Genomic DNA, 19,131 nt, shown 5'->3' with positions numbered 1-19,131 from the left:
TCGGCAACCGGTGACAACGCCGCAGATGCGCGTGCCAGACCCCGCGCCCGCGGGCTGATCCAAACGACAGGCCCTAGTCGTCCTCCTTCTCCGCGAGGTGCACCACGCAGACCGCCACGGCGATCAGCAGCGCCGGGTCGGCGTCCTCCCGTACGATGTCCACGCCGTAGGTGTCCCGGATGGTCAGCCATCTGCGGGAGATCACCGCGAGCAGCTCACCGTCGTACTCGACGGCGAACTCGCGGTCCAGGATCTTGCCGCTGACGTCGAGTTCCGTGCCGTCGACCAGATACCCGCGGTAGTGGTTGCGCAGCAGGGAGAGCCGCTTGCGCCGGATGCGGGCCAGCGGCTCGCCGTCCCGCTCGATCACCATGGTGTCGCGCAGCGCCAGCATCTTCTGGTGAATGTCGATCAGCACGCGCCCCTGGGTGTCCTTCAGCTCGAAGGTGTCCCGCAGCCGCATGGCCTTGCCGTCGACGAGGTAGACCTTGTTGCCGCGGTCGTCCTCGATCCAGTAGTCCTCACCGATACCGAGGAGCCGGTCGCGCACCAGAAATCTCATGCACCCAGGGCTTCCCCGCCCCTCACCCCGATTCGCACCCACTAGCCCGACAGGCCCAGCCCACCTCACCCAGGCGCCCCGTCCGCCCACCGCACCACTCGCCCCGCCGACCTGAACGTTCCTCCCGCACTCGAACGGGTGAATGGCCCCGCATATGCCAGCCGCACGCGCCCTGACCACCCCAGGCTGGCGCCATGGTCCCATCGACACACGAGGCCTCCCATCGGCTCTTCCACGACCACCCGGAGGCCCTCGCACCCGTCTTCGAGGCACTGGGGCTCCCCCCGCCCTCGAAGGAGGATTTCGGCGCGCTCTCCCCCGACGCCACCGAGGTCCGGCCCCTGGAACGCCGGGTGGACACCGTCCTCGCCTATGAGCCACCCATGGGGGAGCACTTCCTGGTCGCCATCGAGGCGCAGACGAAGAAGGACCCGCAGAAGGCGAAGAGCTGGGCGTACTACGTCGCCTACCTGCAGGCGAAGTACGACCTGCCAGTGCTGCTGGTACCCGTCTGCCGGGACCGCTGCACAGCCGCATGGGCCATGTGCCCCTTCGTCTGCACGGCCGGCCCCTGGACCACCCAGATCACCCGGCCGTTCGTCCTGGGGCCGCAGACCGTCCCGTTCTTCACCGACGAGTCGGCGGTGGCTCAGCGGCCGGCCCTGGCGGCGCTCGCGGCCATCGTGCACAGCGAGAACCGCCGCGTCGAGGCCATACTGGAGACGGTCGCCCGTGGCTTCATGTCGTTCACACCACACCTCACGGAGTACTGGCTCGAGGTGGTGGAGATCGGCCTCGAGAACACCCCCACGAAGGCGAAATGGAGGACGCTGGTGCGGAACGTCATCACCCACTTCCCCGGACACCGGACGCTGTTCGAGGACACCTACCTGGAAGGCAAGGCGGAAGGCACAGCAGAGGGTACGGCGCTCGGGGAGGCCAAGGGCGTGCTCCGGGTGCTCGAAGTTCGCGGCATCCCCGTCTCCGACGAGGTCCGTGAGCGGATCGGCTCCTGCACCGACCTCGAGGTCGTGAACGACTGGCTCGACCGGGCCGGGACGGTGGACCGGGCGGAGGACCTGTTCACGGACGTCTGACAGTCCCCCAAGTCCCCCAATTCCCCCAGGTCCCCCAAGTCCCGCGCGTCCCCCGGCAAGCAGGGAGGGCCGGAGCCGCACGTGTGCGCGGCTCCGGCCCTCCCTTGCCGGCTATGCCGAGGTGATCACGCCCAGGTGATCAGGCGCTTCGGCTGTTCCAGGATGGCGGCCACGTCCGCCAGGACCTTGGAGCCCAGTTCGCCGTCGACCAGGCGGTGGTCGAAGGAGAGGGCCAGGGTGGTGACCTGGCGGGGCTTCACCTTGCCCTTGTGGACCCAGGGCTGGGGCTTGATCGCACCGACCGCCAGGATCGCCGACTCGCCGGGGTTGAGGATCGGCGTGCCCGTGTCGACGCCGAAGACGCCGACGTTGGTGATGGTGATCGTGCCGCCCTGCATCGCCGCCGGGGACGTCTTGCCCTCGCGTGCGGTGGACACCAGTTCACCCAGGGCCTCGGCCAGCTGCGGCAGGGTCTTGGTGTGGGCGTCCTTGATGTTCGGCACGATCAGGCCGCGCGGGGTGGCCGCCGCGATGCCCAGGTTGACGTAGTGCTTGACCACGATCTCCTGGGCCGCCTCGTCCCAGGAGGCGTTGATGTCGGGGTTCCGCTTGATCGCGACCAGCAGCGCCTTGGCGATCAGCAGCAGGGGGTTCACGCGCAGGCCCGTGAACTCCTTGTCCTGCTTCAGCTCCTCGACCAGCTTCATCGTGCGCGTCACGTCCACCGTCACGAACTCCGTGACGTGCGGGGCCGTGAACGCCGAGCCGACCATCGCCGCCGCGGTCGCCTTGCGGACGCCCTTGACGGGGATGCGGGTCTCGCGGGAGGCGTCGTACGAGACCGGGGCCGCCTGGGCGGTCGCCGCGGCCGGTGCCGGGGCGGGTGCCTGCGGCTCGGCCTCGGGGGCCGCGGTGGTGGCGCTCTGGGCGGCGACCGCCGCGTGGACGTCCTCGCGGGTGATGATGCCGCCGGGGCCGGTCGGGGTGACCGTGGCCAGGTCGACGCCCAGGTCCTTGGCCAGCTTGCGCACGGGCGGCTTGGCCAGCGGGCGCTGCTCGCCGGGCACCGGCGCCGGAGCCGCGGGGGCGGCGGGGGCCGGAGCAGCCGGGGCGTGGCCGTTCAGCTCCGTCTGGACCGCGGCGGCGGCCGGCGACGGGGCGGCCGGCTGCTTGCGGGGGCGGCGGCGCGTGGAGGACGTGGCCACCCCGTAGCCGACCAGCACGGGCTGGCGTCCCGAGCCCTCGGACCCGGACTCGGACTCGGGCTCCTCGGCGGCCGGCGCGGGCTCCGGCTGCGCGGCCGGGGCGGTTGCCTCCTCGGCCGGGGCGTCCCCGCCCGCGACCTCCACCGCGATGATGGGCGTGCCCACGTCCACCGTGGTGCCCTCGGGGAAGTGCAGGGCGCGGACCACGCCGTCGTAGGGGATGGGCAGTTCGACGGCGGCCTTGGCCGTCTCGACCTCGCAGACCACCTGCCCGTCGGTGACCGTGTCACCGGGCTGGACGTACCACTTGAGGATCTCGGCCTCGGTGAGGCCCTCGCCCACGTCCGGCATCTTGAACTCGCGTACGGACGCGTTCGTCATCGTCGTCACGACCCTCTCCTCAGTACGCCAGCGAGCGGTCGACAGCATCCAGCACCCGGTCCAGGTCCGGGAGGTAGGTCTCCTCCAGGCGGGCCGGCGGGTACGGGGCGTGGTAGCCGCCCACCCGCAGCACCGGGGCCTCCAGGTGGTAGAAGCAGCGCTCGGTGATGCGGGCGGCGATCTCCGCGCCGGAGCCGAAGAACACCGGGGCCTCGTGGACGACGACCAGACGCCGCGTCTTCTCCACCGACGCCTGGACGGTGTCGAAGTCGATCGGGGAGACCGAGCGCAGGTCCAGCACCTCGAGGTTGCGGCCCTCCTCGGCCGCCGCGTCGGCGACCTCACGGCAGAGCTTCACCATCGGGCCGTAGGCGGCCAGCGTCAGATCGGTGCCCTCGCGCACCACCCGCGCGGTGTGCAGCGGGCCGGGGATGGCCTCGGTGTTGACCTCGGCCTTGTCCCAGTAGCGGCGCTTGGGCTCGAAGAAGATCACCGGGTCGTCGCTCTGGATGGCCTGCTGCATCATCCAGTACGCGTCGGACGCGTCCGAGGGGCTGACGATCTTCAGGCCGGCGACGTGCGCGAACAGCGCCTCGGGGGACTCGGAGTGGTGCTCCACCGCGCCGATGCCGCCGCCGTAGGGGATGCGTACGACGACCGGCAGCTTGACCTTGCCCAGCGAGCGCGCGTGCATCTTGGCGAGCTGGGTGACGATCTGGTCGTAGGCGGGGAAGACGAAGCCGTCGAACTGGATCTCCACCACCGGGCGGTAGCCGCGCAGGGCCAGGCCGATCGCGGTGCCGACGATGCCCGACTCGGCGAGCGGGGTGTCGATGACACGGCTCTCCCCGAAGTCCTTCTGCAGGCCGTCGGTCACCCGGAACACGCCGCCGAGCTTGCCGACGTCCTCGCCCATGACGACGACCTTGGGGTCGGTCTCCAGCGCGCGGCGCAGCGACTCGTTGATCGCCTTGGCCAGGGCCATCTTCTCTGCCATGTCACTTACCCCCGTCCGCGTCCGCGAACGACGCCTGATAGGCGGCGAACTGCGCGCGTTCCTCGTCCACCAGCGCGTGTCCGTCCGCGTACACGTTCTCGAAGATGGCGAAGCTGTCCGGGTCCGGCATGGCACGGACCGCTTCGCGTACTCGTCTGCCCAACGCTTCGCTCTCGCTCTCGAGTTCCTCGAAGAACGTCTCGTCCGCGTACTTCTTGGACTCCAGGTAGCGGCGCAGGCGCAGGATCGGGTCCTTGGCCTCCCAGGCCTGGCGCTCCTCGTCGCCGCGGTAGCGGGTCGGGTCGTCGGAGGTGGTGTGGGCGCCCATGCGGTAGGTGAACGCCTCGATCAGCGTCGGGCCCTCACCGGCGCGGGCCCGCTCCAGGGCCCACTTGGTGACGGCCAGGCTGGCCAGGACGTCGTTGCCGTCCACGCGCACGCCCGGGAAGCCGTAGCCCTGCGCGCGCTGGTACAGCGGCACCCGGGACTGCTTCTCGGTCGGCTCGGAGATCGCCCACTGGTTGTTCTGGCAGAAGAACACCACGGGGGCGTTGTAGACCGCGGAGAAGGTGAAGGCCTCGGCCACGTCGCCCTGGCTGGAGGCGCCGTCGCCGAAGTAGGCGATGACCGCGCTGTCCGCGCCGTCCTTGGCCACGCCCATGGCGTAGCCGGTGGCGTGCAGCGTCTGGGAGCCGATGACGATCGTGTAGAGGTGGAAGTTGTTGCTGTTGGGGTCCCACCCGCCGTTGTTCACACCGCGGAACATGCCGAGCAGGTTCGTCGGGTCCACCCCGCGGCACCAGGCGACCCCGTGCTCGCGGTAGGTGGGGAAGACGTAGTCGTCGTCGCGCAGGGCCCGGCCGGAGCCGATCTGGGCGGCCTCCTGGCCGAGCAGCGAGGCCCACAGGCCCAGCTCGCCCTGGCGCTGCAGGGAGGTGGCCTCGGCGTCGAAGCGACGGGTGAGCACCATGTCGCGGTACAGGCCGCGGAGCTCTTCCGCCGTGATGTCGGCGACGTACTGGTCGTACTCGGCGTTCTTGACGCGCTTGCCCTCGGGCGTCAGCAGCTGGACGAGAGCCGGCTCGGTGCTCTTCTTGCTGGTGCGGGTGGTGCGCTTGGTGCCGGTGGTGCCGGCCTTGCTTCCGGCGCTGCGTCGCGGTGTGCGCGCGGCAGTGCTCTCCACGGTCACTTGTGCTCCTCCGTCGGTCCGGCCCCCGGGGTTGCCGGCAGGCCAGTGCGGCTCACCTGCTTCTCGACCACCGGGCACGGGGTGGGTGCCACTCGGCCGGGAGCAGGCGTGACAGGTGCCCCGGCGAGCGCCCTGCTCTATGCACCGTACCCAGTGCGGCACATTTCTGTGAAACCCCCTCTGACCTGCGATTTTGCTTGGATTTCCAAGTAAATCGGGTAAGCGGGGAAGGCGCGCTGGTCACAGCCTTGCAGGAGGCCGGAGCAACGGCACGTTATCCCGAGAACCGGGGCACGGGAAGAGCCGACCGTCCGTACGGGCGGACACTTCCGGTGACGCTACGCATACGACTCATACGCTCCGTGACGAGACGCAGGTCACGAGGGGTCCGGAATATGGACACCGCCTTGCGAAATCCCAGCAAACTGTGCGGTGCCGGGGACCGCCGCCCACGACGACACACGGAAACCCCGAAACCACCCGGCCGGACGCGGCCGGGCGGGGCGGAGCGAACGCAGGGAGCCGGGCCCGAAGGCCCGGCGGCGGGTCAGGACTGGGGGGCGGCGGGGAGCTGTGGGCGGTGCGGGCTCAGCCGCCCGTGACGCCGCCGTCGGCGACGCCGCCCGCGCCGTTCGCGCCGGCGTTGGCGCCGCCCTCGGTCGTGCCGGCGTCGCCGCCCTCGGTGGTGCCCGCGTCGGTCTCGCCCTCGGTGGTGCCCTGGTCGTCGCCCGGCGAGGGCGTCTGAGTGGGCTCCGTGGAGGTCGGCGGGGTGCTCGGCTGGTTGGTCTGCGACTGCGTCGGACGCTGGGTGGGCTCCGGATTCGGGACCCACTCGCCGTCGTCACCCGTGCCGGTGCCCGGGTCCGTGCCGGTGTCGGGCTCCTCCTCCGTCTCGTCGTCGCTCGGGGACTCGCTGGTCTTGTCGTCGTTGCTGGTGCTGGACGTGGCCGGCGGCTTGGTCGGGTCGTCGTCGCCGCCCCCGCCGCCGCCGTTGTTCAGCGCCAGCGCGACGCCCGCGGCGACGGCGATCAGCGCCAGCACGGCGAGGATCCACAGCTTGCCGCGACCGCTGCCCCGGTTGCCGTTGCCGTCGAAGCCGCCGTCGCCGCCGCCGTAGCCGCCGGGCATGACGGGCTGCGGGATCGCCGTGGTGCCGGCGGCGTCGGGGTGCCCCAGGACGGTCGTGTTCGCGAAGCCGCCCGCGGGCGTGTGACGGCCCTCGTGCATGTCCACCGGGCCGGTGTTCCAGGTGCCGGTGTGGCCGCCCTTCTCGTAGAGCATCTGCAGCGCGTACTGGACCATGCCGCGCATCTCCTCGGCCGTCTGGAACCGGTCGTCCGGCTCCTTGGCGAGCGAGCGCATCACCAGCCCGTCCAGCTCCGGCGGGCACGCGTCGGAGGCCTCCGAGGGCGGTGTGGGGATGTCCTGCACGTGCTGGTAGACCACCGACAGCGGCGTCTCCCCGGTGAACGGCGGGCGCAGCGCCAGCAGTTCGTACATCAGGCAGCCGGTCGCGTACAGGTCGGAGCGGTGGTCGACGGCCTTGCCGAGCGCCTGCTCCGGGGAGAGGTACTGCGGGGTGCCCATGACCATGCCGGTCTGCGTCATCGTCGTGGACGCGCCGTGCAGCGCGCGGGCGATGCCGAAGTCCATCACCTTGACGGCGCCATTGTTGGTGATGATGACGTTGGCCGGCTTGATGTCCCGGTGCACGATGCCGTGCTGGTGCGAGTAGGCCAGCGCCTCCAGCACGCCCGAGACGATGATCAGCGCCTGCTCCGGGCCGGGCGCCTCGGCGTTCATCAGCAGATCGCGGATGGTGCGGCCCTCGACCAGCTCCATCACGATGTACGGCACGGACTGGCCGCCGATGACGTCCTCGCCGGAGTCGTACACGGCGACGATGGCGTGGTGGTTGAGACCGGCGACCGACTGCGCCTCACGCGTGAAGCGCGCCTTGGCGACCGAGTCCTCGGCGAGGTCGGACTTCAGCAGCTTGATGGCGACGGTGCGCCCGAGGCGCACGTCCTCGGCCGCGTAGACCTCGGCCATGCCGCCCCGGCCTAGTCTGCGGGTCAGCCGGTACCGGCCGTCGCCGACCAGCCCGCCGTTGCCCCAGCTGTCCGGCGCGTCCGACATGCCGCCGCCAGTCGCCTCGGGGTCGGACGGGCCCTGAGCGCGCTGCTGCTGTGCCATCAGTCCTCGCCGTCGTTTCTGCCCGCGGTGCGCGCGGTGTTGTTACGGTCTCCGTCGGCCACGCTACAGCCTCTGCGCAAGGCTCCGGTCCGAGACGGGTCACCGGGAGGGGCACAAGACGGACCGGCCATCAAACCCGGCCACCGTGCCGTCGTGCAAATTCTGTGTACCGGGCGTACGACGCCTGTAACGCTTCCGCGACGCTTCTTTCGCGTACGGTCACGGAACGGGCACCGCGCTTGACGTGTCAGAGCCCTGGGGCAGACTTGGCCGGGAATAGCGCATTGGATCTACGACGGAATCTACGACGGAACGGCCACCGACGGCAGCGCCGGAGAGGCTACGGGGGAAGCGGAACATGAGCCAGGACGGCGCACAGAGCCAGAACACGGGGCGGGCGCTCGCCGGCGGACGCTACCAACTCCGGGATCTGCTCGGCCAGGGCGGCATGGCCTCCGTGCACCTCGCCTACGACAGCGTGCTGGACCGTCAGGTCGCCATCAAGACGTTGCACACGGAACTCGGCCGGGAACAGGCCTTCCGTGAGCGGTTCCGCCGCGAGGCGCAGTCGGTGGCGAAACTCACGCACACCAACATCGTCTCGGTCTTCGACACCGGCGAGGACGAGCTCGACGGGATGACGACCCCGTACATCGTCATGGAGTACGTCGAGGGCCGTCCGCTGGGCTCCGTGCTCGACGAAGACATCCGGCAGCAGGGCGCGATGCCCGCCGACAAGGCGCTGAAGATCACCGCGGATGTGCTGGCGGCGCTGGAGATCAGCCACGAGATGGGGCTGGTCCACCGCGACATCAAGCCGGGCAACGTGATGATGACCAAGCGCGGCGTGGTCAAGGTGATGGACTTCGGCATCGCCCGCGCCATGCAGTCCGGTGTGACATCGATGACACAGACCGGCATGGTCGTCGGCACCCCGCAGTACCTCTCCCCGGAGCAGGCGCTGGGCCGGGGCGTGGACGCGCGTTCCGACCTCTACTCGGTCGGCATCATGCTGTTCCAGCTGGTCACGGGGCGGCTGCCGTTCGACGCGGACTCGCCGCTGGCCATCGCCTACGCGCACGTCCAGGAGGAACCGCCGGTTCCGTCCTCCATCAACCGTTCGCTGCCGCCGGCCGTGGACGCGCTGATCGCGCGTGCGCTGAAGAAGAACCCGAACGAGCGGTTCCCGAGCGCCGAGGCCATGCGCACCGAGTGCCTGCGGGTGGCGCAGTCCTTCCACCCGGCCCCGCCGCAGATCGTGCCCGGCGCGCAGACGCCGAGCGGGTCGGGCGTCGGCTCGGCGGTGTTCCCGCCGATCGACCAGTCCACCCCGGCCCCGTCGGGCAACGTCCAGACGCCCTACCAGCCGGCCCCGCCGCCGAACCCGTACAACACGCCGTCCGGCACGCCCGCGCCGTCGCCGTCGTACGGCTACCCGCAGCCGGGCGGCTACCAGACGCCTGCCCCGTCGGCGTACCCGCCGCAGCAGGGTCCCTCGACCCCGCCGCCGTACAACATCACGCCGCAGGCCCCGTCCTCCTCCGGCGGCCGCAACAACAAGCCGGTCCTGATCGGCTCCGCGATCGTCGCGGTCCTCGCCGCGGGCGGCCTGATCGCGGCCCTCCTGATGAACGGCGGCGACAAGGAACCCGAGGGCGGCGGCTCCGCCACGGCTTCGGTGAGTAAGAAGCCGGGGTACCGGGGGCCGGATCCGTCGAAGAAGATCGACAAGGAAGAGTGCACGGATCCCGAGGAGTCCTACAACGACCCCGAGAAGATCCAGCTTCCGAACTTCAAGTTCAAGTACATCAAGTCGGTCAAGGAATGCTTCCAGGCCGCCGGTTGGCAGTACGAGATCATCGACGTCAACGAGAACACGTACGGCGAGGGCGCGGTCATGAAGCAGTACCCCGAGGCCGACACGGATGTCGACGAGGACGACGTGCCCAAGATCCAGCTCTACGTCTCGACGGGCAACCCCGCATAGGCCTCACCCACGCAGGACAGCACACGGAAAGGGCCCGGCATCCGATGCCGGGCCCTTCTCCGCTGCTCTGAGGCGCGTTACAGGTACGGGCCGCCCGCGCGGCCGCCCTTGTGGTGGGGGTCGTCGTGGTGGTCGGCCAGGCCGGCCGGGAGGGCGCGGCGCATCTGCTCCAGCTGGGCACGGGCGGCCATCTGCTGGGCGAACAGCGTGGTCTGGATGCCATGGAAGAGGCCCTCCAGCCAGCCCACCAACTGGGCCTGCGCGATGCGCAGTTCCGCGTCGCTCGGCGTCGCCTCGTCCGTGAAGGGCAGGGAGAGCCGCTCCAGTTCCTCGACCAGCTCCGGCGCCAGACCGTCCTCCAGCTCCTTCACCGAGCTGGCGTGGATCTCTTTGAGGCGGTTGCGGCTGGCCTCGTCGAGAGGGGCCGCGCGCACCTCCTCCAGCAGCTGCTTGATCATGCTGCCGATCCGCATGACCTTCGCGGGCTGCTCCACCTGCTCCGTCACCGGGGTCTCGCGGGAGTCCTCGTCTCCGTTGCCGCCGCTGAGCGCCATGCCGTCCTGGCCCACGACCAGGATCTGCGGATTCTCCGGCGACCGTTCGTTCCTCGGCATCTCCATACGGCCATTCTCTCGCACATGGGCGTGTCACTTCCGTGGTGCCCCTGTGGGGGCCTGATCCACCCCATTTCCGGCGTGCGATGCCGGGCGATTCCAAGAAAAGCCGGGTAAGCCGCGTAGATCGATCGGACGCGTCCGGAATGCCGGGTCGGTTCGGGAATGGGACGCTTGTGGGCGTCCATTCGGCATCTTGCCGACGGTGTGCACGAGCACCGTCCGGCGTGGGAGGTCCCGGTCGTGACTCCATGGCTGCACAGAGCGGGGGCGACGGCGTCGGGGGTCGTCCTGCGGGCGGGGGTCGCCCTGGGGGCGGGGATGGTGATGGCCGCTGCCGGTGTGGTTCCGCTGGGCGGGGTGGCGGTGGCCCAGGTGATGGTGCCGGGGGTCCTGGCCGCCGACGAGGGGCCGGGCGGCGGCACCGACGGGCGCGGTTCCGGCGGCGAGGGGCAGGAGGAGCGGCGCGGGGCCGAGCGGGAGGCGGAGTCGTCCGGGGAGCGCTCAGGGCGGGGTGCCGGGGACACCTCCGGCGGCCGGACCGGGTCCGGTGCCGCGTCGGGACCCCAGGCGCAGTCGCGGGCACGGCTCGGGAACGGCCCCGATGGGCGAGAGCAGGGTCCTCCGGAGTCCAGGACTGATTCCGTGGCCCGTCCCGGCGTCGCGTCCCGGTCGCCCTCCCCCTCCGCCGATCCCTCGCGGGCCGGAAGCCGGCCGGGTGAGGGCCGGGAACGGCCCGGGAGGCAGGACGCGGAGAAGGAGGAGACGCCGCGCGAGCGGGAACGCGAGGACCGTGACCGGCGCGAGGCGGAGGAGCCGGACGTCGGCGTCGCTCCCTGGCAGCCGGGCCGCGAAGCCCATCCCGACGCACCGGACAGCGAAGACTTTGAGGACACCGAGCACGCCGGGACGGTCTCCGGGGCGCCCGGCACGGGTGGGCCGGTGCCCGAGACGGAGGCGACGGCCTCGGGCGAGACCGCGGTGGCCTCACCCGATGCCGTCGCCGGTCCCGGTTCCGGCGTCGAGCCCGTGAAGCGGATCGTGCCGCTGGGCAGCGGGCTGGTGCTCATCGGTCTCGGCCTCGGCCTGGCGTTCCTCGGGCTGAGGCTGCGACGCGGCTGAACGGCCGACGCCAGAGCCGCTTCCGGGCTGCTCCAGACCGTCCGTTCTACGGCACGACCAGCAGGACCTTGCCGATGTGGCGGCTCTCCTCGAGCACCCGGTGTGCCTCGGCCGCCTCCGGCATCGGGATCTCACGGTCGATCACGGGGCGGACATGCCCGCCCTCGATCAGCGGCCACACGTGCTCCCGTACCGCCGCCACGATCGCCGCCTTCTCCTGCACCGGCCGGGCGCGCAGCGAGGCCGCGGTGATCGCCGCGCGCTTGGCGAGCAGCGCGCCGATGTTCAGCTCGCCCTTGACGCCGCCCTGCATCCCGATGATCGCCAGCCGCCCGTTGACGGCGAGCGCCCTGACGTTGCGGTCCAGGTACTTGGCGCCCATGTTGTCGAGGATGACGTCCGCGCCGTTGCCGCCGGTCGCCTGCCGGATCTCCTCGACGAAGTCCTGCTCCCGGTAGTTGATCAGGATGTCGGCGCCCAGCTCGGCGCACCGCTCCAGCTTCTCCTTGGTGCCCGCGGTGACGGCGACCTTGGCGCCCACGGCCTTCGCCAGCTGGATCGCCATGGTGCCGATGCCGCTGGACCCGCCGTGCACCAGCAGCGTCTCGCCGGGCCGCAGGTGGGCGATCATGAAGACGTTGGACCAGACCGTGCAGACGACCTCGGGCAGCGCGGCGGCCTGCTTGACGTCGAGGCCCTCGGGGACGGGCAGGAGCTGCCCGGCGGGGACGACGACCTTCTCGGCGTAGCCGCCGCCGGAGAGCAGCGCGCACACCTCGTCGCCGACGGCCCAGCCGCCCACACCCGGGCCGAGCGCCGCGATCCGCCCGGAGCACTCCAGGCCGGGGTAGGGGGAGGCGCCGGGCGGCGGGTCGTAGTGGCCCTGCCGCTGCAGGACGTCGGCGCGGTTGACGGCCCCGGCCACCACCTCGACCAGCACTTCGCCCTCACCGGGCACCGGATCGGGCACCTCGTCCCACACCAGCACCTCGGGCCCACCGGGTTCGGTCATCGTGATCGCATGCATGAGAGGGACGCTACTCCTGCCCGCCCTTCTCCTGGTGAGCCCTCCGTCTCCTCCGTGCCGTCCTGCGTCTCCGTCTCCTCCGCCTCCTCCTTGCGCCCGGCGTCCCCGTCTCCTCCGCCTCCTCCGTGCGTCCGGCGTCCCCGTCTCCTCCGAGCACCCCGCGCCCCGGTCCCCTGAAATCCGAATGCGCGAGCGATGAGTTTGCGCAACCGTGAAGGTCTGTCCATGCGTAGCCCAGCACGCGGAAGGACCCGGAGCATGAGCACGCAGACGTCCGGCCTGGCGATCGAGACCGCCGGCCTGGTGAAGACCTTCGGTGAGACCCGGGCCGTGGACGGCGTCGATCTCGCCGTACCGGCCGGCACGGTGTACGGGGTCCTCGGCCCGAACGGGGCCGGCAAGACCACGACCGTGAAGATGCTCGCCACGCTGCTGCGCCCGGACGGCGGCGAGGCCCATGTCTTCGGGCACGACGTCGTACGCGAGGCCGACGAGGTACGTGGCAGGGTGAGCCTCACCGGCCAGTACGCCTCGGTGGACGAGGACCTCACCGGCACCGAGAACCTGGTACTGCTGGCCCGGCTCCTCGGCCACGGCAAGCCCGCCGCCCGCACCCGCGCCGCCCAGCTGCTGGAGGCCTTCGGCCTCACGGAGGCGGCCGGCAAGCAGGTGAAGCACTACTCGGGCGGCATGCGGCGCCGTATCGACATCGCCGCGTCCATCCTCAACACCCCCGACCTGCTGTTCCTGGACGAGCCGACGACCGGTCTGGACCCGCGCAGCCGCAACCAGGTGTGGGACATCGTGCGCGCGGTGGTCGCCCACGGCACCACGGTGCTGCTGACCACGCAGTACCTGGACGAGGCCGACCAGCTGGCGTCCCGGATCGCGGTCATCGACCACGGCAAGGTGATCGCCGAGGGCACCAAGGGCGAGCTGAAGGCGTCCGTCGGCGCCGGATCCGTCCATCTGCGGCTACGGGATCCGGACCAACGGGCGCAGGCGGCCGACCTGCTGCGCCGTGCCCTGGACGCGCAGGTGCAGGCCGAGCCCGACCCGGTGGCGCTGACCGCCCGGCTCTCGGCGGCCGCCGGCCAGGACACCGCCGCCGAGCAGGCCGCCCGGGCGCTGAACGAGCTGGCCGCCGCCGGCATCACCGTCGACAACTTCTCGCTGGGCCAGCCCAGCCTGGACGAGGTGTTCCTCGCCCTCACCGGACACGACACCCACACGCCGGACTCCGCGGCATCCGGCTCCCACGACGCGAAGGACGAGGTTGCGGCATGAGCACCGCGACGACCACCGAGAGCACCGGACTCGCCCCGGTCCGCACCGACTCCCTCGCCGAGCTGCTGGTCGCCAAGGAGCGCCCGCCCCGGCCCAGCGCCTGGCAGGCCTCGCTCACCTTCGGCTGGCGGGCGATGCTGAAGATCAAGCATGTGCCGGAGCAGCTCTTCGACGTCACCGCCTTCCCGATCATGCTGGTGCTGATGTACACGTACCTGTTCGGCGGGGCGCTGGCCGGATCGCCGAGGGAGTACATCCAGTTCCTGCTGCCGGGCATCCTGGTGATGTCGGTCGTGATGATCACGATGTACACCGGTGTCTCGGTCAACACGGACATCGAGAAGGGCGTCTTCGACCGCTTCCGCAGCCTGCCGGTCTGGCGGCCGTCGACCATGGTCGGCTATCTGCTGGGCGACGCCCTGCGCTACACCCTGGCGTCCGTGGTGATGCTCACCGTCGGCCTGATCCTCGGCTTCCGCCCGGACGGCGGGGTCGGCGGCGTGGTCGCCGGGGTCGCGCTGCTGGTGGTGTTCTCGTTCGCCTTCTCGTGGATCTGGACCATGTTCGGTCTGCTGCTGCGCACCGAGAAGTCGGTGATGGGCGTCAGCATGATGGTGATCTTCCCGCTGACGTTCCTGTCCAACGTCTTCGTCGACCCGAGCACCATGCCGGGCTGGCTGCAGGCCTTCGTCAACAACAGCCCCGTCACCCACCTCGCCTCGGCCGTCCGCGGCCTGATGGCCGGCGACTGGCCCGCCGACGAGATCGCCTGGTCCCTGGGCTGGTCGGTCCTGTTCGTCCTGATCTTCGGCCCGATCACCATGCGGCTGTACAACCGCAAGTAGGACCGTACAACCGCAAGTAGGACCTGGGGCTTTCGTCCTCGGCATCAGGACCCGAGTCTTTCGTCCTCGGCGACGCTTCGGAGCGTTGCCGAGGACGAACGGCTTTCACGGCCGGGGCAGCGGGCGGATGTCCGGGGTGACCTGGGTGACCGGGGTCGCCCGGACGATGGTGATGAGGCGGTCGGTCAGCTGGACCGTGCCGACGTCCGGGTCGTCGTAGCCGAGGACACGGTGGCCGCGGACCACGCTCACCACCAAATCGTCGAGTTCGCGGGGCTTCTTGCCCACCTCGGCCTTTATCGCCGGGCGTTCGACGATGTCGAGTCCGCTGCCCTGCTGGATGAGATCCTCCATCACCATGCCGGCCGCGGGGCTGAGCACGGACAGGCCGAGCAGCCGGCCGGCCGCGCTGGCGCTGGTGATGACCGCGTCCGCGCCCGACTGCTTCAGCAGCGGCGCGTTCTCCTCCTCCCGCACCGCGGCCACGATCTTCGCGTTGCGGTTGAGCTGGCGGGCCGTCAGTGTCACCAGCACGGCGGTGTCGTCGCGCTGGGTGGCGATGATGACCTGCTTGGCCCGGAACACCTCGGCACGCTTGAGGACCTCGCTGCGGGTGGCGTCCCCGACGACTCCCGCGAAGCCGTCGGCCGTGGCGGCGTCGACCGCCTTGTTGCTGGGGTCGACCACCACTACCTGCTCCTTGCGGAGCCCCGTCGCGCAGACGGTCTTGATCGCCGACCTGCCCTTGGTGCCGTATCCGACGACGACGGTGTGATCGCGCAACGTGGACCTCCAGCGGTTCAGTCGCCACTCCTCACGGGTGCGCTCGGTGAGCGCCTCGAGGGTGGTGCCGACCAGGATGATCAGGAACAGCACGCGCAGCGGCGTGATGACGAAGATGTTGGTGAGCCGGGCCGCGTCGCTCACCGGGGTGATGTCGCCGTACCCGGTGGTGGAGAGCGTGACGGTCGCGTAGTAGAAGCAGTCGAGCAGGTCGAGGCTTCCGTCGGCGTTGTCGTCGTAGCCGCCCCGGTCGGCGTAGACGACGAAGGCGGTCACCACGAGCACCAGCAGGGCCATCAGCAGGCGCTTGCCGACCTGGCGGATGGGATGCTCCACCATCTTCCTGGGGAGCGTCACCCGGTGGGTCACCAGGTGTTCGTCCGCCTGGCGTGCGATGACGTCCTGACCCGGAAGTTTCACGTGAAACACACCCCGATTCCACCGGCCGCCCACGGCAGGTCGAGCATGGCGGCCTCCTGGCCCGGCCGTGCACCGCCCGGCGGTACCACGGCGAGCGCGTCCGCCGCCGCGATGCCCCGCAGCATGGCCGGTCCGTTGTACAGCAGGGGCATCGCGTGGTCGTCGCGCAGCGCCACGGGGATCAGCCGGGTGTGGTCCGGGTGCCCCTGCACACCGTCCCGCAGCGGCAGCGCATACGGCTCGGGAGCGGGCCGTGCCGCCAGGGTGCGCAGCAGCGGCTCGGCGAGGGTGAGCAGCCCGGACACGGCGGCCAGCGGATTGCCGGGCAGCCCGACCAGGTGCTGGTCCTCCTTGGTGCGGGCCAGCAGCATGGGGTGGCCGGGACGCACCCGCACTCCGTCCACCAGCAGCTCGGCGCCGATGCGGCGCAGCGTGGGGTGGACGTGGTCGACGGGCCCGGAGGCGGTGCCGCCGGTGGTGACGACGACCTCGGCGCCGGAGGCCGTGATCGCCTCGTGCAGGGCGTCCTCGTCGTCGGGGACCCGGCGGAGCCCGGTGACCTCGGCGCCCAGGGCGCGCAGCCAGGACGGCAGCATCGGTCCGAGCGCGTCCCGGATCAGCCCCTCGTGCGGGAGACCCTCGGAGAGCAGTTCGTCGCCGAGCACGAAGACGTCGGCGCGGGGCCGGGGCACCGTGGCGAGGGTGTCGTAGCCGGCCGCCGCGGCGAGTCCGATCACGGCCGGGGTCACCACCGCCCCGGCGGGCAGCAAGTGGTCGCCGTCGCGGCACTCCTGGCCCCGGGGGCGGATGTCCTGGCCGTGCGAGACGGTGTTCGGCGCCTGGGACGCTGCGACATGCAGCCGGCCCTTGTCGTCGAGGCGGCCGTGCTCGGTGCGCAGCACGGCGGTGGTGTCCGGCGGGATGCGGGCACCGGTGGCGATGCGCACGGCCTCGCCGTCGGTGAGCGGTGCGTGCGCGGTGTGCCCGGCGAGGACGCCCTTCTCCCGTACGTCCCAGGGTCCGGGGCCGGAGACCGCCCAGCCGTCCATCGCCGAGGTGTCGAAGGAGGGCAGGTCGGTGAGGGCGGTGAGGGGCGCGGCCAGGGTGAGGCCCAGCGCCTCGGCGAGGGGCACCTGGACGGGCCCCCGGCGGCCTGTGCGGCGGCCCGCCAGCTCGGCCGCGGTCCTGGCGTCGGACCAGTCGGCGGCGTGCCGGTGCCGGTCGTCGCCGTGGCCCGCGCCCGGCGAGGCGCCCGGGGACTGAGGGGTGGCCGTGCGGCGGTTGTCGTTCACTAGGGCGAGCGCCTCCTCGACGTCGAGGTCATCGGCATCCTCGTCGGCCCCGGCGGGGTGCGTGTTCATCTCGCGTCCGGGCGGGTGTCGGGGGTGGCGTCCGGGGCGGCGTCCCCGGCGGGGGCGCCGCCCGCGGGTGCGGGCGGGGTGCCCTCCGCCGTGGTCTCGTCGGCCCAGCGGGCGGCGAGGGCGGCGGCCCTGCGGGCGGCGTCGGCGACGGCCTCGCGGTCACCGCCCGCCCTGGCCGCGGCGTACCCGACCAGGAAGGTGGTCAGCGGTGCCGCCGGCCGCGCGACACCGTGGGCGGCGTCGCGGGCGAGGTCGAGCAGCACACCGGTGTCGACGTCCAGGTCGATGCCCAGCTCGTCCTTGACTGCGGAGATCCATTCATCCAGCACGTGCCCATGCTCCCTGATGCGTGCCCTGGCGGTGGCGATGTCGTCCCAGGTGTCGCAGTCGAAGGACGCCACCGGGCCGGAGAGTCGGGTGAGTTCGAGCCGGGCGGTCAGCCGGCGCAGCGGCAGCCCGGTCAGGGCGCCGTGCGCGGAGGCGAGCGCGCCCAGTTCGCGGCGCAGCGCGGACGTCCGGTACGCGGCCACCAGGGGCTGCTCCCGGCCGCCCGCGTCGGTGAGCTGGACGCCGTCGGCGCCGGTGGCGCGCAGCGCGGCGAGCAGCTCCTGCGCGGTGCGGGCGTCGAGGAACGGCAGGTCGGCGGAGAGCAGCAGGGCGTGCTCCGCCGTGGTGTGCCCGAGGCCGGCCTCCAGCGCGGCGAGCGGTCCGCCGCCCGGCGGTTCCTCGCGCGCCCAGACGACGGGCCGCGCGGTGGGCCGGGGGTCGGCGACGACCACGGTGGTCCGGGCGCCGGCGCAGGCGGTGAGCACCCGGTCGAGCAGCGTCCGGCCGCCGACCCGCACGGCGGGCTTGTCCGTCCCGCCGAGCCGGCGCGCGGCACCGCCGGCGAGCACGACGGCGTCGTAGGCGGGCGCGCCGCCGCCCGGACGGCCCGGGTGCTCGAGTTCGCTCACACCCCCGAGTATGCGCGGCCCCCGCGATCACAGGGAACGCGGGGGCAGGCACCCGGCCGCGCGGCGGACCGGGATCGATCAGGGACGGTCTGCCGTCACAGGGTGCGCAGCAGGACCGCCGGCTGCTCCACGCAGTCGGCCACGTACCGCAGGAAACCGCCCGCGGTGCCGCCGTCGCACACCCGGTGGTCGAAGGTGAGCGAGAGCTGCACCACCTGACGCACGGCCAGCTCGCCCTCGTGCACCCACGGCTTGGGGACGATGCGGCCGACGCCGAGCATCGCGGCCTCGGGGTGGTTGATGATCGGGGTGGAGCCGTCGACGCCGAACACGCCGTAGTTGTTCAGCGTGAAGGTGCCGCCGGTGAGCTCCGCGGGGGTGAGCGTCCCGGCGCGGGCCGCCTCGGTGAGCCGGGCGAACTCGGCGGTGAGCGACTCCGCGTCCCGCCGGTGCGCGTCCCGGACCACGGGGACGACCAGTCCCCGGTCGGTCTGCGCGGCGAACCCGAGGTGCACCTCCGGGTACCGGACGATCTCCCTGGTCTCGGTGTCGACCGAGGAGTTCAGCTCGGGGAAGCGGGCCAGGGCGGCGGTGCAGATCCGGGCCAGCAGGGCCAGCACGGAGATCTTCGGGCCGCCGGCGGCGTTCATCGCGGCGCGGGTGCGCATCAGCTCGGTGGCGTCCGCGTCCACCCAGCAGGTGGCGTCCGGGATCTCGCTGCGGCTGCGGGAGAGCTTGTCGGCGACGGCGCCGCGGATGCCCTTGAGCGGGATGCGGGTGACGCCCGCCGAGATGCCCTGAGCCGTGCCGGCGGGGGCCGTAACGGCCGGGGCGGACGGCTGCGCCGCGGGGGCGGGCCGCTCCTGCGCCGGGGCGCCCTGGGCGGAGGCGGCGCGCAGCGCGTTCTCCACGTCCGCGCGCATGATCAGCCCGTCGGGTCCGGAGCCGGTCATCTTGCGCAGGTCCAGGCCGTTCTGCCGGGCCAGCCTGCGCACCAGCGGGGAGATCACCGGAACGGGACCGTCCACGGGCTCCCGCCGGGCGGCGGTCCTGCCCGACGCCGCCCCGGCCCAGCCCGCGGGCAGCGGGCCGGCGTCGGGCA

At 71.9% G+C, this 19,131-nt stretch carries 16 protein-coding genes; 5 read left to right on the top strand and 11 right to left on the bottom strand.

Going from position 1 to position 19,131, the window contains the following annotated elements; translation table 11 throughout:
- Positions 1-73 precede the first annotated feature (73 nt).
- Positions 74-562: an LURP-one-related/scramblase family protein gene (locus ABD198_RS27940; protein WP_344007039.1), complete on the bottom strand. Its 489-nt coding sequence runs from the start codon at positions 560-562 to the stop codon at positions 74-76.
- Between the two features lie 194 nt (positions 563-756).
- Here ABD198_RS27940 and ABD198_RS27935 point away from each other — a divergent pair, with 194 nt between their 5' ends.
- Entirely contained in the window at positions 757-1,659 is a 903-nt protein-coding gene (locus tag ABD198_RS27935) for a hypothetical protein (RefSeq protein ID WP_344007037.1), read from the top strand.
- Between the two features lie 125 nt (positions 1,660-1,784).
- Here ABD198_RS27935 and ABD198_RS27930 read toward each other — a convergent pair whose 3' ends face one another.
- The 4 genes from ABD198_RS27930 to ABD198_RS27915 all read right to left on the bottom strand — a co-directional run bounded on the left by ABD198_RS27930 (position 1,785) and on the right by ABD198_RS27915 (position 7,627).
- The gene (locus tag ABD198_RS27930) at positions 1,785-3,254 is read right to left on the bottom strand and encodes a dihydrolipoamide acetyltransferase family protein (RefSeq protein ID WP_344007036.1); all 1,470 of its coding nucleotides are present in this window, start codon (positions 3,252-3,254) and stop codon (positions 1,785-1,787) included.
- Between the two features lie 10 nt (positions 3,255-3,264).
- Positions 3,265-4,242: an alpha-ketoacid dehydrogenase subunit beta gene (locus ABD198_RS27925; protein ID WP_344007034.1), complete on the bottom strand. Its 978-nt coding sequence runs from the start codon at positions 4,240-4,242 to the stop codon at positions 3,265-3,267.
- 1 nt (position 4,243) lies between these two features.
- Entirely contained in the window at positions 4,244-5,431 is a 1,188-nt protein-coding gene (pdhA, locus tag ABD198_RS27920) for a pyruvate dehydrogenase (acetyl-transferring) E1 component subunit alpha (RefSeq protein ID WP_344007033.1), read from the bottom strand.
- Between the two features lie 588 nt (positions 5,432-6,019).
- Entirely contained in the window at positions 6,020-7,627 is a 1,608-nt protein-coding gene (locus ABD198_RS27915; RefSeq protein WP_344007032.1) for a protein kinase domain-containing protein, read from the bottom strand.
- Positions 7,628-7,985: 358 nt separating this feature from the next.
- Here ABD198_RS27915 and ABD198_RS27910 point away from each other — a divergent pair, with 358 nt between their 5' ends.
- Positions 7,986-9,614 (top strand): protein kinase domain-containing protein, encoded by a 1,629-nt coding sequence (locus tag ABD198_RS27910; RefSeq protein WP_344007031.1) that lies wholly within the window; start codon positions 7,986-7,988, stop codon positions 9,612-9,614.
- A gap of 77 nt (positions 9,615-9,691) precedes the next feature.
- Here ABD198_RS27910 and ABD198_RS27905 read toward each other — a convergent pair whose 3' ends face one another.
- Positions 9,692-10,234: a bacterial proteasome activator family protein gene (locus tag ABD198_RS27905; protein ID WP_344007030.1), complete on the bottom strand. Its 543-nt coding sequence runs from the start codon at positions 10,232-10,234 to the stop codon at positions 9,692-9,694.
- Positions 10,235-10,471: 237 nt separating this feature from the next.
- On the opposite strand from ABD198_RS27905, the gene ABD198_RS27900 reads away from it, so the two are divergent.
- Positions 10,472-11,350, top strand: a complete 879-nt coding sequence (locus tag ABD198_RS27900) for a hypothetical protein (protein ID WP_344007028.1) — start codon at positions 10,472-10,474, stop codon at positions 11,348-11,350.
- Positions 11,351-11,396: 46 nt separating this feature from the next.
- Here the strand turns inward: ABD198_RS27900 and ABD198_RS27895 are convergent, their stop codons facing one another.
- Complete coding sequence (locus ABD198_RS27895; RefSeq protein ID WP_344007026.1) at positions 11,397-12,377, bottom strand: NAD(P)H-quinone oxidoreductase; 981 nt, start codon at positions 12,375-12,377, stop codon at positions 11,397-11,399.
- Between the two features lie 258 nt (positions 12,378-12,635).
- Here ABD198_RS27895 and ABD198_RS27890 point away from each other — a divergent pair, with 258 nt between their 5' ends.
- Positions 12,636-13,664 carry an ATP-binding cassette domain-containing protein gene (locus ABD198_RS27890; protein ID WP_344007024.1) on the top strand — a complete coding sequence of 343 codons (1,029 nt, stop codon included), beginning with the start codon at positions 12,636-12,638 and terminating at the stop codon, positions 13,662-13,664.
- On the top strand, positions 13,661-14,509 hold the full coding sequence (locus ABD198_RS27885; protein ID WP_344007022.1) for an ABC transporter permease: 849 nt from the start codon (positions 13,661-13,663) through the stop codon (positions 14,507-14,509). Before ABD198_RS27890 ends, ABD198_RS27885 begins: the two co-directional genes overlap by 4 nt.
- Positions 14,510-14,614: 105 nt before the next feature.
- Here the strand turns inward: ABD198_RS27885 and ABD198_RS27880 are convergent, their stop codons facing one another.
- The 4 genes from ABD198_RS27880 to ABD198_RS27865 form a co-directional block, all read right to left on the bottom strand.
- Complete coding sequence (locus tag ABD198_RS27880) at positions 14,615-15,712, bottom strand: potassium channel family protein (RefSeq protein WP_344007020.1); 1,098 nt, start codon at positions 15,710-15,712, stop codon at positions 14,615-14,617.
- Positions 15,709-17,073, bottom strand: coding sequence for a molybdopterin molybdotransferase MoeA (locus tag ABD198_RS27875; protein ID WP_344007018.1), 1,365 nt, complete (start codon positions 17,071-17,073; stop codon positions 15,709-15,711). Before ABD198_RS27875 ends, ABD198_RS27880 begins: the two co-directional genes overlap by 4 nt.
- Entirely contained in the window at positions 17,070-18,029 is a 960-nt protein-coding gene (locus tag ABD198_RS27870; protein WP_344007016.1) for an NTP transferase domain-containing protein, read from the bottom strand. Before ABD198_RS27870 ends, ABD198_RS27875 begins: the two co-directional genes overlap by 4 nt.
- Positions 18,030-18,124: 95 nt before the next feature.
- Positions 18,125-19,131 (bottom strand): dihydrolipoamide acetyltransferase family protein (locus ABD198_RS27865; protein ID WP_344007014.1); only part of this gene is annotated, 1,007 nt, incomplete at its 5' end.

Source organism: Streptomyces thermocarboxydovorans, from assembly GCF_039524635.1.
Taxonomy (GTDB): domain Bacteria; phylum Actinomycetota; class Actinomycetes; order Streptomycetales; family Streptomycetaceae; genus Streptomyces; species Streptomyces thermocarboxydovorans.
The sequence above is the reverse complement of the archived record's forward strand: the minus strand, read 5'-3'. Positions and strand labels throughout refer to the sequence as shown.

Coding starts and splice junctions, on each gene's coding strand:
- ABD198_RS27940 (WP_344007039.1), bottom strand. CDS start 562: ATGAGATTTCTGGTGCGCGACCGGCTCCTCGGTATCGGTGAGGACTAC.
- ABD198_RS27935 (WP_344007037.1), top strand. CDS start 757: ATGGTCCCATCGACACACGAGGCCTCCCATCGGCTCTTCCACGACCAC.
- ABD198_RS27925 (WP_344007034.1), bottom strand. CDS start 4,242: ATGGCAGAGAAGATGGCCCTGGCCAAGGCGATCAACGAGTCGCTGCGC.
- ABD198_RS27915 (WP_344007032.1), bottom strand. CDS start 7,627: ATGGCACAGCAGCAGCGCGCTCAGGGCCCGTCCGACCCCGAGGCGACT.
- ABD198_RS27910 (WP_344007031.1), top strand. CDS start 7,986: ATGAGCCAGGACGGCGCACAGAGCCAGAACACGGGGCGGGCGCTCGCC.
- ABD198_RS27905 (WP_344007030.1), bottom strand. CDS start 10,234: ATGGAGATGCCGAGGAACGAACGGTCGCCGGAGAATCCGCAGATCCTG.
- ABD198_RS27895 (WP_344007026.1), bottom strand. CDS start 12,377: ATGCATGCGATCACGATGACCGAACCCGGTGGGCCCGAGGTGCTGGTG.
- ABD198_RS27890 (WP_344007024.1), top strand. CDS start 12,636: ATGAGCACGCAGACGTCCGGCCTGGCGATCGAGACCGCCGGCCTGGTG.
- ABD198_RS27885 (WP_344007022.1), top strand. CDS start 13,661: ATGAGCACCGCGACGACCACCGAGAGCACCGGACTCGCCCCGGTCCGC.
- ABD198_RS27875 (WP_344007018.1), bottom strand. CDS start 17,073: ATGAACACGCACCCCGCCGGGGCCGACGAGGATGCCGATGACCTCGAC.